Annotated in this window: 13 protein-coding genes; 7 read left to right on the top strand and 6 right to left on the bottom strand. The window is 39.8% G+C overall.

From position 1 onward, the window contains the following. Positions 1 to 17: 17 nt before the first annotated feature. A complete protein-coding gene (locus SFC25_RS15465; RefSeq protein ID WP_411216152.1) occupies positions 18 to 1,109 on the top strand; it encodes a glycosyltransferase family 4 protein in 1,092 nt (363 codons plus the stop codon). Positions 1,110 to 1,169: 60 nt separating this feature from the next. Here the strand turns inward: SFC25_RS15465 and SFC25_RS15460 are convergent, their stop codons facing one another. Together SFC25_RS15460 and tagD are read right to left on the bottom strand one after the other, a co-directional pair. Next, positions 1,170 to 2,249 (bottom strand): CDP-glycerol glycerophosphotransferase family protein, encoded by a 1,080-nt coding sequence (locus SFC25_RS15460; protein WP_411216151.1) that lies wholly within the window; start codon positions 2,247 to 2,249, stop codon positions 1,170 to 1,172. A 112-nt stretch (positions 2,250 to 2,361) separates the two neighbouring features. After that, entirely contained in the window at positions 2,362 to 2,760 is a 399-nt protein-coding gene (gene tagD, locus SFC25_RS15455) for a glycerol-3-phosphate cytidylyltransferase (RefSeq protein WP_095220892.1), read from the bottom strand. A 258-nt stretch (positions 2,761 to 3,018) separates the two neighbouring features. Here tagD and SFC25_RS15450 point away from each other — a divergent pair, with 258 nt between their 5' ends. The 3 genes from SFC25_RS15450 to SFC25_RS15440 all read left to right on the top strand — a co-directional run bounded on the left by SFC25_RS15450 (position 3,019) and on the right by SFC25_RS15440 (position 7,533). After that, positions 3,019 to 5,145, top strand: a complete 2,127-nt coding sequence (locus SFC25_RS15450) for a CDP-glycerol glycerophosphotransferase family protein (RefSeq protein WP_411216150.1) — start codon at positions 3,019 to 3,021, stop codon at positions 5,143 to 5,145. Between the two features lie 19 nt (positions 5,146 to 5,164). After that, positions 5,165 to 6,655, top strand: coding sequence for a glycosyltransferase (locus SFC25_RS15445; RefSeq protein WP_411216149.1), 1,491 nt, complete (start codon positions 5,165 to 5,167; stop codon positions 6,653 to 6,655). Positions 6,656 to 6,807: 152 nt separating this feature from the next. Then, complete coding sequence (locus tag SFC25_RS15440; protein ID WP_411216148.1) at positions 6,808 to 7,533, top strand: WecB/TagA/CpsF family glycosyltransferase; 726 nt, start codon at positions 6,808 to 6,810, stop codon at positions 7,531 to 7,533. A 15-nt stretch (positions 7,534 to 7,548) separates the two neighbouring features. On the opposite strand, the gene tagH is transcribed toward SFC25_RS15440, so the two are convergent. From tagH to SFC25_RS15425, 3 genes are all read right to left on the bottom strand, one after another. Then, positions 7,549 to 8,334: a teichoic acids export ABC transporter ATP-binding subunit TagH gene (tagH, locus tag SFC25_RS15435; RefSeq protein ID WP_411216147.1), complete on the bottom strand. Its 786-nt coding sequence runs from the start codon at positions 8,332 to 8,334 to the stop codon at positions 7,549 to 7,551. 14 nt (positions 8,335 to 8,348) lie between these two features. Then, positions 8,349 to 9,182, bottom strand: a complete 834-nt coding sequence (locus SFC25_RS15430) for an ABC transporter permease (protein ID WP_411216146.1) — start codon at positions 9,180 to 9,182, stop codon at positions 8,349 to 8,351. A 153-nt stretch (positions 9,183 to 9,335) separates the two neighbouring features. Further along, positions 9,336 to 10,706: an LCP family protein gene (locus tag SFC25_RS15425; protein ID WP_411216145.1), complete on the bottom strand. Its 1,371-nt coding sequence runs from the start codon at positions 10,704 to 10,706 to the stop codon at positions 9,336 to 9,338. Positions 10,707 to 10,956: 250 nt separating this feature from the next. On the opposite strand from SFC25_RS15425, the gene SFC25_RS15420 reads away from it, so the two are divergent. The 3 genes from SFC25_RS15420 to SFC25_RS15410 all read left to right on the top strand — a co-directional run bounded on the left by SFC25_RS15420 (position 10,957) and on the right by SFC25_RS15410 (position 11,617). Next, positions 10,957 to 11,184 (top strand): DUF1659 domain-containing protein, encoded by a 228-nt coding sequence (locus tag SFC25_RS15420; protein ID WP_093880544.1) that lies wholly within the window; start codon positions 10,957 to 10,959, stop codon positions 11,182 to 11,184. Between the two features lie 25 nt (positions 11,185 to 11,209). Further along, entirely contained in the window at positions 11,210 to 11,419 is a 210-nt protein-coding gene (locus tag SFC25_RS15415; RefSeq protein ID WP_411216144.1) for a DUF2922 domain-containing protein, read from the top strand. A gap of 63 nt (positions 11,420 to 11,482) precedes the next feature. After that, positions 11,483 to 11,617: a YvrJ family protein gene (locus SFC25_RS15410; protein ID WP_077307232.1), complete on the top strand. Its 135-nt coding sequence runs from the start codon at positions 11,483 to 11,485 to the stop codon at positions 11,615 to 11,617. A 49-nt stretch (positions 11,618 to 11,666) separates the two neighbouring features. Here SFC25_RS15410 and SFC25_RS15405 read toward each other — a convergent pair whose 3' ends face one another. Then, entirely contained in the window at positions 11,667 to 14,636 is a 2,970-nt protein-coding gene (locus SFC25_RS15405; RefSeq protein WP_411216143.1) for an ATP-binding protein, read from the bottom strand. Position 14,637 lies beyond the last annotated feature (1 nt).

Below are 14,637 nucleotides of genomic sequence, written 5' to 3'. Positions count from 1 at the left end.
TATTTAGGAGGATACAAATGGTACACATAACGCCTTTAATCGTAGCGTTGGCAGCATGTTTCATCCTTTCGATCGCGCTGACGCCTATGGTGAAAAAGCTGGCATTCGCAATCGGAGCAACGGATAAACCAAACGCTAGAAAAGTACACCAGAAAATCATGCCGCGACTAGGCGGATTGGCCATTTACATCAGTTTCATCATCGGATACCTGATTTTCATGCCACATGATTCGAATACAGCACCAATCCTGATTGGTGCCACGATGATCACCTTAATCGGTGTTTTGGACGATAAGTTCATGCTATCCGCAAGGGTGAAGTTAGTTGGACAGATTGCTGCCGCGACTGTAACAGTTTTGGGCGGCATCCAGATCGACTTTGTAACATTGCCATTCACTGGCCGGATTGAATTCGGGGTTTGGGCAATTCCTATCACGATCTTGTGGATTGTCGGCATAACGAACGCGATCAACTTGATCGACGGGTTGGATGGATTGGCAGCAGGAGTTTCAGCTATCGCGCTGTTCACCATTGCCATGATCGCCATCAGCATGGGTAACCCCATCTCGGCAATGATGGGCGTCCTGCTTTTAGGCAGCACACTCGGCTTCCTGGTTTTCAACTTCCACCCAGCTAAGATTTTCATGGGGGATACAGGAGCTTTATTCCTCGGATATATGATTGCTGTCCTATCCGTAAGCGGTCTGTTTAAGAACGTTGCATTGTTCTCCTTGATTGTGCCAATCATCATTCTTGGCGTACCGATCCTGGATACGACATTTGCCATCATCCGCCGGATTGTACAGAAGAAGCCTTTGTCAGCACCAGATAAGCTGCATTTGCACCATTGTCTTCTGAATCTAGGATTCTCGCATCGCCAGACTGTTATTGTCATCTATGCGATCAGCGGAATCTTCAGCATTACAGGTGTCCTTTACACGGAAGCAACCATGTGGGGCTCGACTATCCTGATTATTGCCTTGGCAATACTAATCGAACTAATCGTAGAGATTACAGGATTGATCAGTGACCGCTATCGTCCATTACTCAATATGGTAGGTTTCCCGAAAGTGACAGAAGAAGAACGGCGCAAAGAGCATCAGCAATAAATGAAAGACCTTCTCCAATGGAGAAGGTCTTTTTATGTACAAAACTACACGCTGATAAAATCAGCGTGTAGTCTGTGTCGACGGATTGGCAGTAGCAGCAACAGCAGGGTTGGACGTATACATTGCTTGTACAAGCTGCTCACTGGCATGTCCGTTTGAATATTGGTTCCATTGCTTGGAGAAAGCCTGTACCTTCTCCAGCTGGAAGTCACTCTTTTTAATCACTTTAATGATTGACTTTGTATCCCTGACCATTGGTCCAGGCAATGACTCAAGGTATTCGTCTGTCACACCGCGTTTTTTCTGATAGTCCTCCAAATCATACGTGAAGAAGATAATCGGACGGTTGAGCAGCGAATACTCAAATGGTATGGATGAATAATCGGTAATCAAGATATCCGTCACTAATAAAAGCGGATTGATGTTTTTATAGTGCGTCACATCGATTACGAAATTCGGATAATAGTTTGCTAGATCCCATGTAACAGCGGGATGGAGGCGAAGGAACAATACGTATTCCTGCCCCAGTTCACGGTATAGACGTTCGATGTCAAGTTCAATCTTAGGCTTGGCCAGCTCATCATCTCGGTAAGTCGGAGCATACAAGATGACTTTACGTTTCTTGATGATCGGGTATTGCTCAGAAATTTCTTTTTCGATTTGTTCGATCTGATTATCGTCAAAGAAGAAATCTGTTCGCGGCATACCAGTTCGCAGCATATTGGCATTCGACAGACCAAAACTTTGCTGGAAGATGGATGCCATTTTTTCCGAACCGACCGTAACATATGTGAAACGGCTGTACACCTGTTTGAATCGTTCCTGTGCCTTTGCACTTCTAGTCTGTACAGAAGGATCCATCAAGCCGAACTTCTTCATTGCACCTGCTGCATGCCATAGCTGAATACATGTGACATTCGGTTTGAAATCCGTTACGGCAAGGAAGCCGAAATAATTATCTACCATCACGACGCGCGAAGTGGCCAGATGATAGATGCCTTTTACAAAAGCACTGATATTCGTCATGGCAAATGGTACAATCTCCGCATCCAGATCAGTGAATTCTTCCCGGCAGGAAGAAGTTTTTAATATGACTATTTCTCCCGCATTCCATTTTTCAAGCGATTTTGCCGTATACAAAACATTATCCCCAAAAGAGGAAACCAAGGTGGTTTTGTTCTTTTGGGGAAATAGCTTGAAACATATAAATAGCATTTTAAAGAATGCTAGATAGAGAGAAATAGCAAATTCTCTAACCATTATTCACTTCTAAAAGATCGTCTTTGATCTTAGAAGTGGAGATACCAACTGTACGCGGAAGATAAACGACTTCACAATGCTCTTTCAAGAAGTCGAATTTGCCTTCCCAGTCGCTGCCCATGACGAATACATCAATATTGTGGTCCACTACGTCGTGGACTTTCTGATCCCAGCTTTCTTCTGCGATAACTTCATCCACATAACGAATCGCTTCAAGGATCATTTTGCGGTTTTCAAAGCTGTGATAAGACTTCTTGTCTTTCAGCTTGTTGAATTCATCAGAAGAAATTGCCACTACTAAATAATCACCCATTTCTTTCGCGCGGCGAAGTAAGTTCACATGGCCCCAGTGCAACAAGTCAAATGTACCGTACGTAATTACTTTTTTCATCACTATTCTCCTTTATTTTAGTCATTTAATATAAGATTTTATCGAAATAAGGGTTTTGAATTTACATTAACTAAGTGTAACTTACACTGTTTACACTTAATTAACATTATATTTACGTTTTGATTAAAATTCAAGTCTTCCTGTGCAAGATGAATAAATTACTAGTATAGTAAATAAGGAATTGCTCAGGAATTTAATGAGGAATGAAATGAAGTAATATGGATATATTAACAGAAGCATGCATCCAGGAGGAGTATCATGGACACTAATTCATTCACAAATATGAAAATAATTGGAATTGAAAAACATACTGATACATACACAGTAAAAGTACCCCTAAGAAAGTCTTATATAGAAGGATACGACAAATTCACTTTTTCAATTATAGGGAGAAAAACTCTAAAAGAGATTGAATTGCCATTTCAAATAAGTAATATAATTGAGGATTTTATTATCGTTGATATGAAAATAGATTTTAGCCAAATTCCATTTCTTGATGTTGCAGGCGAAAACTGGGATTTATATCTTTTTAGAATGGGTTTCGATGAAACTAAGAAAAATCGGGTAAGTTGTAAGCCAGAACATCTGCAATTTCTTTCAGTATTTACAAATGATGGAAACCGTATATTTTACCCATATCGTACATCAAAAGGTAATTTATCATTTAGAACAAATAAAGGTGATATTGTATTTGGAATAATTGATGAAATTCATTTGAAAAAACAAGGTGACTTCCACTTCTCGGGATGTATCAATTTTCCTGAGTTATTTCAAAAAGCAAACACCTCCATCTTAAAAATGAATTTGGTTGTGACTAATAACTTGGAAGACAAGGAAACAATCATACCCTTAAAACTTAGAGAAAGAAAAGACCTTGAAGAATTATACGAAGGTAATAACCAATTAGGTAGGGCGGGTTTTGAAGGCTTCTTCAATCCTAAAGAATATATTGTGTCTGATCGCAGGCAATTTTTTAAGTTTTTCGTTGATGTTGAGTATGAAGATAGTGGAGTAGTTAAGGTGAGAAGAAGTACAAGATTGCGCCTCTTTGAACAAGCAAATACACTTCCAGCCTATGTGAAGCTAAAAAATAGAGGTAATCAAATTAGAGTTAGAGCGGCATTAACTAAAAAAGCACAATATCTCACAGTACAAAGTTATCCATACAATGCTCTAACAAATAATATTAAGAAAATGAAAAAGAAGATTGTAAAAGCAAGAAGATCATCAGTTATAAAGAAAGCATATCAAGTTCTATTTTCAATTGCTGGAAAGGTACTACCTGTTAATAAAAAGCTTGTGATGTTCGAAAGTTTTCTGGGAAAACAGTTTAGTGATAATCCTCGTGCCATGTATGAGTATATGAAGGAGCAATATCCTGATTATAAGCTTATATGGAGCGCAGATAGACGTTCCGCAAAGGTGTTTGAAGAGAAGGAGATTACTTACATTCGTCGTTTCTCTTTTCGATGGTTGTTAAATATGAATAGAGCTGGATATTGGGTTACAAATAGTCGACTTCCGTTATGGATACCAAAACCTAGTCACACTGTATATGTGCAAACATGGCATGGTACGCCGCTTAAAAGATTAGCAGCAGATATGGATCAAGTTTTAATGCCTGGTACCAATACAAATGCATACAAAAGAAATTTTCTTAAAGAGGCAGCAAAGTGGGATTATCTAGTGTCACCGAATGCTTATTCATCGGAAATATTTGAGCGGGCATTTGATTTTAACAAGACAGTACTTGAAACAGGTTACCCTCGGAACGATATACTTTATTTGCAGAATAATACTGATTATATCAATACCCTTAAACAAAAGCTTGGATTGCCATCAAAAAAAGTAATCCTGTATGCACCTACATGGCGAGATAATCAATTTCATCGAAAAGGAAAATATAAATTTGATCTTGAGTTGAACCTAGCACTTATGAAGGAAGAACTGGGAGATGATTATGTTATTGTTCTAAGGCTTCATTATTTAGTCGCAGAGAATATTGACTTGTCGTCTTATGAAGGTTTTGCATATGATTTCTCAAATTATGAAGATATACGGGAGCTGTATTTAATCTCGGACGTACTGATAACAGATTATTCTTCAGTATTTTTTGATTACGCGAATTTGAAAAGGCCAATATTTTTCTTTGTTTATGACCTAGAGGATTACAGAGACAACTTACGTGGTTTTTACTTTGATTTTGAAAATCGTGCACCAGGTCCCCTTTATAAAGAAACGGACCAAATAATTACTGGGATAAAGGAAATCGATAAAGAAGGATATACTAATAAGCTAGAGTATGAACAATTCTATAAGAGATTCTGTTACTTAGAAGATGGTAAAGCTACCAAAAGGGTCGTAGATGCTATCTTCGAACGCTAAGTAGAGTGGAGGAGCTATTGTGAAAACACCGATTTTTGTATTTAATTCTTTGAATGTTGAAAGAGGCGGATTAACAAAAGCTGTTATGAAAAGAGCGAATCTCCTTTCAAATTACTGTGATGAAGTAATCTTTCTTACGTTAGCTTATCAACAAGATTTCAGACAAATAATTGAGCAGCTGTATTCGAGCGGGCAACTTGATAAAAGAGTGAAAGTCAGGAATTTTTTTGTAGATACTCTTGATATTCCTGACAATGTAATACGTAATAAATCTGATGTGAAAATTAAAGATTTTGCTTCGACTTTAGATAAGAAGAGTAAGTTAGAAGCATACCGTTATTACGAAAATGGAATCTATAGACAATATCGCAGATTCAATAAGGACGGTACCTTGAAACTGATTGATTACATGGATGAAGATAGGAAGCGGACTAAAAGAGAGGAATATTTAGCTGATGGATCTATTGTTCGGACAAGTCACATGAGTCCTATGGATAATAAACCTAGATTAGATAGGTATTTTAACCATAGTGGAGATTGCCGACTATCAATATGGATTAATGAAAATCAGAAACAAGGACGGGCCATCTTATTTGAAAAAGATAATGCATATGAATTTGAAAACATGAATGAATTGTATGTGGAGTGGATTGAGAAGAGCATTGAATCTCTGCCGCAACCAGTGTTAATGTCCGACTCAAGAAAAACTGATGAAATACTAATTGATGTAGAGGCTAAAGTTAATAAAGTGGCTGTTGCACATAATAATCATCTATCAGCTCCTTATGATGCGTCAGCGTCACCTAAAAAGACGTGGTATCCACTTCTGAACAATTTAAATAAGTTTGATACAGTAGTATTTTTGACTCATGAGCAAAAGGAAGACGTGCTTGGAAAGTTTGATGCTCAGGAAGTGGATGTACGTGTTATTCCGCATGCAGCAAATAAAATAAATAAAAATGAGCTAGAATATCTTCCGCATGAAGCTGTGACCTTAGCGCGTTTTGATGAACAAAAGAGAATTGAAGAGGCAATAGAAGCTTTTAAGTATGTTGTAGCTTCGGTTCCTGATGCTGTCTATAACATATATGGATTTGGTCCATTGAAAGAAAAATTAGCAATGCATATCAAACAGAACGGACTAGAGAACCATGTTAAATTAAGAGGATTTGCGTCAAATCCGGAGGAAGTATATCGTAAGGCTGCTTGTTCGATTCTTACATCTGACTATGAAGGATTTGGCTTAGTACTAACTGAGAGCCTAGCTGTAGGCACACCAACTGTTTCATACGATATCAAGTACGGACCAAAGGATATTATAAGAGATGGGATAGACGGCTTTTTAGTTAAAAAAGGCGATCAAGAAGAACTTGCAAGAAAAGTAATCTCCTTGATGACGGACAATAAGCTAAGGCATGATTTAAGTCAAAAAGCGGTTGAGGTTAGTGAAAGGTTTAGTGAAGACGCGTATAAAAAGAGATGGTTAGAGTTATTTAATAACGGTTCGTAGAGCAAAAGGACAACTAGATGAGTCTGGTTGTCCTTTTTAAGTGTTAAGATTACTTAAAAAGTTTGTAAAGAAATTGTTTTCATGGCATAATGGGAAAGTCTATCAATCCTTAGATCATTATTGATTCGGGAATACTGAAAGGTTGTCTAGGAGTGTCTAATAATGAACTTGTGGATATTATGGGGATTCCATTTAACAAGCTAACACAATTAGAATTATTGGAAGAACATGTGTATCCGAGAATTAAGAACCATCAAAGGACTTTTGTTGTAACAGCCAATCCTGAAATCGTCATGCAAACTAGAATAGATGAAATATATAAAAAAAGCGTTAAAAGTGCAAATTATATTATACCTGACGGTGCAGGAGTTGTGATTGCATCAAAATTGCTTGGAAATCCTATCGAAGAGCGAGTTACTGGTTTTGATGTGATGTTCAAGTTATTAGACTTTGCTAATGACAATAAATTAAGCTGTTATTTCTTGGGTGCCAAGCCTGAATCTAATAAAAGAGCAGTTGAAAAGATAAAAGTAAATTACCCTAATTTAAAAATAGCGGGTAATCAACACGGATATTTTAATGACGATAAGCAAATTGCTTTAGAAATTGCATCAGTAGAGCCGGATATTATATTCGTGGCTCTAGGGTTTCCTAAACAGGAGAATTGGATTGCAACTCATATGGAATTGTTTGAAAAAGGTTTGTTTATGGGAGTGGGGGGCGCCTTTGATATCTTGGCTGGTGACGTCAAACGTGCCCCCAAGATATGGATCAGCCTAAACTTGGAATGGTTATATAGATTAGTAAAACAACCTTTCCGATGGAAGAGGATATTAAAAGCATTTGAGTTTATGTTTCGGATAATATTAAAAAAATGACCTGGATTTTCCAGGTCATTTTTTTTGTTGTATTACTTTTTCTCTATACTTTTCTTTCTCACTCTTAGACATCTTTTTATAGTCATTTAGGAATTTCTCGTATCGTGGCAATACATCATTTGTATCACCATATTCGCGAACCTGTCCAAATTCTAACCATAAAATCTTATCGCAGAATTGTTTCATCTGCCCAATTGAATGACTTACAAAGATCATGGTTTTGCCTTTTTCTTTAAACTCATGCATCTTTGCGAGGCTTTTCTCAGCAAAAGCTTTATCACCTACTGACAGAGCTTCATCAATAATCAGTATTTCAGGATCTATATTTACTGAGATGGAAAAGCCAAGTCTGGATTTCATACCGCTTGAATAATTTTTAACTGGTTGATCAATAAACTTTTCAAGCTCGGCAAATTCAATGATTTCTGGTTCTAACTCCCGTATTTCCTTTTGAGTTAACCCAAGCATTAAACATTTAAGTTCGATATTCTGCCTGCCTGTTAAGTCTCCTTTGAGACCAGCAGAAACGGCTATTAGGGCAGCATCACCATTTAGAGTAACCGATCCGGATGTTTCAGGAACAATTCCTGCTATGATATTAGATAATGTTGACTTCCCAGAGCCATTAATGCCTATAAATCCTACTACATCACCTTTATCGGCGACAAAATCTACATTTTGCAGAGCATAGAAGTCTTCGCCATAACTTTTGGGTAAAATAATATCTTTTATTCGATCGGAACTCTTAGCGTAGAGTTTGTATTTTTTACTTACGTTCTCAACTATAATTGATTTTCCCATATTAATCCCTTCGTTTAAAGAAAGTCTATAAAGTGCCTTCTGAACTTCATATGAAGTGTTGAGCCAATGATGAAGAGCAACAGAGTGACAAACCAAAAGTACAGAGTATATTCCCAAGAATTCACAAGATACCATCCATGCTCACCCATCAAAGCAGCTCGATAGCCCTCAACTAAGTAATAAAGAGGGTTTAGCTTCATGAGTAAATCCAAGAAGTACGGGAGATTTTGGGAAGTCCATAGAATTGGTGTTAGATATAACACCATACGTAAAGTAGCTTGAAGCAAGAGTTGAACGTCCCTGATTAATGTTGTTAATGTGGTCATCAATAGTACAAATGCATACGTAAAAGCAAATCCTGCAAAAACAAAATAAGGTAATTGAACAATATATATACTTACTGTATATCCTGTTATTTGCATAATAACAAAGGCTATACCTATTAGAATAAGATGAGGATACAGTTTCGAGAAAATTGTAATATTAGGTATTACGCTCATTGGAAAATTCATTTTTGAGAGCAATCGAAGTCGAGAGTAAATAGATTTTGATCCTTGTGTAGCGGCAGGCTGAAAGAACATCCATAGAATTAACCCGGATACTAGCCAAGGTAAGAATTGAAGATCTTCCCCACCAGAAGGATTTTTTATTACTCTTTCTTGACCACCTGATACGAGATATCCAAATACAAGCCAATAGATAGCAATTTGAATTAAAGGACTAAGTACTTCCCAGGCAAGACCAAGATAATTTGCGTTATTGTTGTTTCTTAATTCATATAGCGAAATTCGTCTAATTAGATTAAAATGCTTGAATTGTTCTTTAAGAACAGTTATAGCTGATTTCATTTAAAAATCCTTCCCATTAGGACGTTCATTTTTCAGACCTTATAAATTATACTAGTTACAGCGAGAGAAGACAATTTTATTTTTACAATAACTTAACATCAATAGTTTTAAAAAGGAACTGCCACCCCTTTTCAGGGTGGCAGTCTTTATTGTTTATGGTGTTGTGGTACTTACTGTCGAGTTGACTGAACTGCTGTCGTTTGTCGCAGTACCTGTTGTATCTTCATACGTTGATCCGCTGGAAGTGCTATCAGAGCTGCCTGTATCATAGCTTGAAGTCCCGCTTGATTCTGTGCTGCTATCTGCAGAGCCGCTAGTTCCGGTACTGTTATCAGTAGAATCAGTTCCTTCAGTAGCACTATCCGTTGTACCTGTACTTCCTGTTGTACCAGTACTGCTGTCAGTGGTGCCAGTTTCTCCTGTTCCGCTGCTAGTAGTGCCAGTGGAATCAGTTGTTCCAGTACCATCCGTCGCACCAGTATCATCGTAAACGCCGCTGCCATTGGTTTCCACACTATCTGTGTCTACTTCCTCTGACAGTCCGAGATGTTCACGAAGCTGCTTTTGGATATCGGCAAGGGAAGTTGGATCAACTTGGTAATACCAGATGCCGTCGGATAGCTTACCGCCTGTTCCGTCCAAATTCAATGTGTTGATTGTCAGGTCATTGCTTGTGCCATAAGAGATGAAGCTCTTGATCTGATCAAATGTAAGACTTGTACTTAGGTTGTCGCCAACATCCTGAATCAATGCATCATATTTAAATACGGATCCAGCTGAAGAGGCTTTTGTGATCATCGCCTTGATGATTTCCTGCTGGCGTTTACCGCGTTCGATGTCATTATCGTAATGACGGGTACGTGCAAGTGCCAGTGCTTCTTCGCCATTTAGTTCCTGCAATCCTTCTTCCAGATGGATCGCGTCTTTCTGATCCTTCGAGTTCTGTTCGTACAGCTCGTAAGGAACTTCTACTTCAATACCGCCTAGTGTGTCGATGATATCCATGAAGGCATTGAAGTTGATTTCTGCGTAATAGTCGACTGGGACGTTAAGGAAGTTTTCAACCGTCTCTACGCTAGCCTGGGCACCGCCATACGCATGTGCGTGGGTGATTTTCGTCTGGCGATCGACTTCCGGTACATACACGTAAGAGTCACGCGGAATGCTCAAAAGATCTACACTATGTTCTTTCTTATTGAAAGTAGCAAGGATCATCGCGTCGGAGCGGGAATTACCTTCATCGCGTGTATCACTGTCGTCCACTCCCATGAATAGAATCGAAACATTATCCTCCACGGGGTCGACTGCTTCATCCCGCAATGCTGATTTATCCCGAGTATCTGCAACATGTGCTTTGTCGATGGCGCTGGCTGCTGAGGTCCATAAATGAGCCGCATATGCCGCACCGCCTGCACCAAGGATTAAGACGGGGATAAGGAGCAGCATCAAAATTCGTTTTTTATTTACTTTTTTCTTCACTATTCGCCTGGGAGGCTGGGGTTGGTAAGGTGACCTTCTTCTCATGATTAAACTCCTTTATTTACTGATGTATCTGTATGTTTATTCATTAATTTTGCTGGTAAAGTCTACCTGTCAGCAGAATATGCTAACCTTAATTGTACTATGAAACAGATGCAACGTAAAATTACTATTATATTACAAGCCTATCCCGCTACTTACTGGGCTGAGACATTGCTCATGATCATTTTTCTAAACTTTTTCCACACTTTTTCGGTGCATACTCCGATTATAGCTGTGAAAGGAGGGGAGAAACATGGCAGTCATCGCAACCCATAATAAAACACGCCTCAGCATCGTTTTATACGACGGCGTGGATCCGGACACAGGCAAAGACAAATACAAAACAAAATCTTTTAATAACATCAGACTTGATGCGACACCGGATGAGCTGCAGGCATTCGCTGATGCATTGGTACCATTGCAGCAGCGCAATTTGTACGCAGTGGAGAAGAACGACCACTCTATCCTGCGTGAATCTTAATTCGACAAAAAAGGAGGGATAAAGCTTGAAGAAACTTGATCTGCAGTTTTTGAATGAAGCCGGCAAAACTGTTACCATCAGCTTGGAGCAGCCCGTTGAACCATTCGACGAAGCAGCGATCAACCAGGCAATGGATGTAATTCTCACACAGAATGTCATCGCATCGAGCGGCGGACCGCTTGTCTCGAAAAAAGCTGCCCGTATCGTTGACCGTACTGTTGAAGAAGTATTTTAACTCTGATGGAGTGCAGCCGTTATAAGCTGCACTCCTTTTTTAATAAGAAAGGAGGCCTAATAGATGGAGCCGTGGCTTGCGATCATAAAGGAATTCGGATTTCCGGCAGCTGTCACCTTCTATTTGATGCACCGGATCGAAAACAAATTGAATACGCTGATTGCTTCCATCCATAGTCTGCCAGAGAAGCTGAAATGAAGAAAGACCAGCTGTCCTATGTCGAGGGACCGCTGGTCTTCTTTCCGTCCTATAGAGGGATACTAATTTGTATCGTTGTCCCCAATCCGTCTTCGCTGCAAAGTATCAGTCCGAAGCCATAGAGCTTTTGCAGTCGGGTATGGGTATTGATCAAGCCAATGCTATCTCGGTGACCGGCAGATACATTCAATCGTTGCTGTTTCCCGGAAGTAATCCCAATGCCATCATCCTTGATTCGAATAAAGGCATAGTCTCCTTTTCTCAACAGCTGTATATGGATGGTGCCGCCATCTTCTTTTGGCTGTATGCCATGAAGAACGGCATTTTCAACCAAGGGCTGCAGCGTCAGCGGAGGAATATTGAATGTGAGTCCAGATTCGATTTCCCAGTTAACGTGCAGTCTTTCACCAAACCGTTCCTGTTGGATGTATAAATAAGATCGTACCAATTCCAATTCTTTCTCGATGGGGATACTGCTGGATAGGTTCTTTCCATTAAAACTTGCTTGTAAGTAGCTGCCAAACTCTTGAAGCAGCCGCAGCATCCGGTCATTATCAATCGAACTTAATGCTCCGATTGTATTCAATGTATTAAACAGGAAATGCGGGTGAATCTGTGCTTGCAGCCAGGCCGCTTCCATACTGAGTCGATCCTCGATGGAGCTTTTTAACTCCAGCAGTGATTTGATCCGTATTTTCAGCTCGACCATATCGACCGGTTTGGTGACATACTCATTGGCACCTGCCTGAAAACCTGCATATACATCCTCAGGCTGTGAGCGTGCAGTGAGCAGCAGAACAGGCAATTCGGAAAGGCTATAGCGACTGCGCATTTTCTTCGTTAGCTGGAAACCCGAAATCTCAGGCATCATCACATCAATAATCAGTAAATCCCATCTATCAGTATCTAAGTGTTGTAAAAAATCGGTTAGTGATGCAGTTGTTCGAATCTGGTAACCTTCTGCTTTCAGCGCTTGTTTTAAGATTTTCAAGTTTACGGGATCATCATCTATTGCAAGTATACGATATCCGCTGCCAGCTTGAAGATTTGGTTCAGCAAACTGCTCTGAAGCGGCAGATTCGAAGCGTGACATTGTATCTTCTTTGTATTCTTCCGAACAGTCCGCCTCGAGTGGCAAGCAGAGAGTAAAAACTGAACCTTTTCCAAGAATTGATTCTGCAGACAAAGAACCACCATGCAGCTCTGCAAGCTGTCTGCTGATACTAAGACCCAGACCGATTCCTTCGCTCTCAGAAATAGAATTCTCTCCTTTTTCATAAGGACTGAAAATTCGTGCCTGCGTCTTGGCATCCATTCCGATACCTGTGTCTATTACCTTAACAATTAAATTGGATCCATCTGATGAAACTTCAATGGTTATGTTTCCTTCCGATGTAAACTTTAAGGCATTATGCAGCATATTTGTTACGATTTGCGTAACGCGATGTTCATCTGCATATATGTAAGGAAGGCTTTGCGGCAATCGCATATGGATCTTTACATCCTTCTCATCTGCCATAAAACGGAGCATATCAACTGTTCCGATCAGAATCGGTTCAATGGACATAGCAGAAGGTTGAAGGCGGATTTTATTGGACTTCATCTGATTGACATCAATCAAGTCATTTATAAGATAAGACATCTTCCGACTGAGTGTACTTGCAAGTTCCAGCAGATATCTGCTGTGATCTGTGAGCTTGTTTTCCTGATCCAGTACGCTTTGAACCATATTCATCATCCCATGTAATGGTGTGCGCAGCTCGTGGGAGGTGTTTGCTAAGAATTGATCCTTCCGTACTTGCTCCGCTTCCAGCTGTTCAATATATTGCTCGTTCTCTGTTTCTGTCTGGAAAAAGCGCAGGAACCAAAAGCTGCAGAAGCATACTAATGCAATTGTGATATCGAAAGGGTAAAAGCCAGCTTTGATGGCAGCTCGCAAAGTATCCCCAATAGGAAGAAAACTTACAACGATAGACCAAACGACATGGGAGATAACAGCAGTACCTGCAAGGAACAGTGGCAAAGCTTTCTGGCCGCTGAGAAAAACAGTTCGGAATAAAATCAAGAATATGATAGAGAAAGCTATTACCAAACTGATAGCGATGCCGATAACATACCGAACGAATTCAATCGGTGCTGCAAGGATATAAATCAAATATCCAATAAAAAGGACATAAAGGATTTTAAATGGCCACCTGTAAGCTGCTTTTGTATAGGTGAAGATGACAAATAGCAAAAAGAAGAAGCTTAAGCCGATATAACTGAAATAAACCGTTCGTACATACCACTCATGGCTAAGCGGCATGACGTAGCCCAGAGTATTGTAATCGGAAGTCACAACGGCTATGCTCGCCAATAAAGCTGCGACGGAAAAGAAAATAGTCCCAATCTTTTTGGGCTTCATTAAGTAAAGTACAAATGCATATATTGCGTGGATAAATATGATGGCACCAACAAAAAACTGGAGCAGGCCTGCTTGATATGTCTCCTTTTGAATCTGCTGCGACGAGCCGAATCTCACGCTGATCAATGATCGTGCCCGCTTATTGCCGTGGAATTCATCGAACGTGAATTTGACTTTGATTTGACCATTCTCGTTTGGACGCAGATCTGAAATGGAAACTGGAGTAGGTGGTCCTTTTTCAAGATCTGTAGTTTGGTAGACAAGCTGATCATTGGCATAGACCGAGAAATTCGAATAAAGCGATCGGACGGAAAGGGCATAGCGGTCAGCTTGTTCACCGACTTGTATCGTCATTTCATAAGATCCTGCAGCCTCTGCTTCCATATATTTCGGAAGCGGTGTATAGAGGGGATCACCAGCTTTGCTTAGCTGTTCCCAATCCCCAATCAATTCTATCGAATGACTGTTTGAAAAATCTATCTGGCGAGCATCCATCAGCCCGTCGGCAGCCTCAGGCTGAACATCAGGTGTCTGTGTGTGGTACCAGACCACTCTCCCTAACGTTAAGAAAGCTGCAAAAGCGAATATAATCATCAGTTTCGTGCTGCGTTTCATA

This window comes from Terribacillus saccharophilus (assembly GCF_046592595.1).
Classification (GTDB): Bacteria; Bacillota; Bacilli; order Bacillales; family Amphibacillaceae; genus Terribacillus; species Terribacillus saccharophilus_C.
The sequence above is the reverse complement of the archived record's forward strand: the minus strand, read 5'-3'. Positions and strand labels throughout refer to the sequence as shown.

Coding starts and splice junctions, on each gene's coding strand:
- SFC25_RS15465 (WP_411216152.1), top strand. CDS start 18: ATGGTACACATAACGCCTTTAATCGTAGCGTTGGCAGCATGTTTCATC.
- SFC25_RS15450 (WP_411216150.1), top strand. CDS start 3,019: ATGGACACTAATTCATTCACAAATATGAAAATAATTGGAATTGAAAAA.
- SFC25_RS15430 (WP_411216146.1), bottom strand. CDS start 9,182: ATGAAATCAGCTATAACTGTTCTTAAAGAACAATTCAAGCATTTTAAT.
- SFC25_RS15410 (WP_077307232.1), top strand. CDS start 11,483: ATGGAGCCGTGGCTTGCGATCATAAAGGAATTCGGATTTCCGGCAGCT.
- tagH (WP_411216147.1), bottom strand. CDS start 8,334: ATGGGAAAATCAATTATAGTTGAGAACGTAAGTAAAAAATACAAACTC.
- SFC25_RS15405 (WP_411216143.1), bottom strand. CDS start 14,636: ATGAAACGCAGCACGAAACTGATGATTATATTCGCTTTTGCAGCTTTC.
- SFC25_RS15420 (WP_093880544.1), top strand. CDS start 10,957: ATGGCAGTCATCGCAACCCATAATAAAACACGCCTCAGCATCGTTTTA.
- SFC25_RS15425 (WP_411216145.1), bottom strand. CDS start 10,706: ATGAGAAGAAGGTCACCTTACCAACCCCAGCCTCCCAGGCGAATAGTG.
- tagD (WP_095220892.1), bottom strand. CDS start 2,760: ATGAAAAAAGTAATTACGTACGGTACATTTGACTTGTTGCACTGGGGC.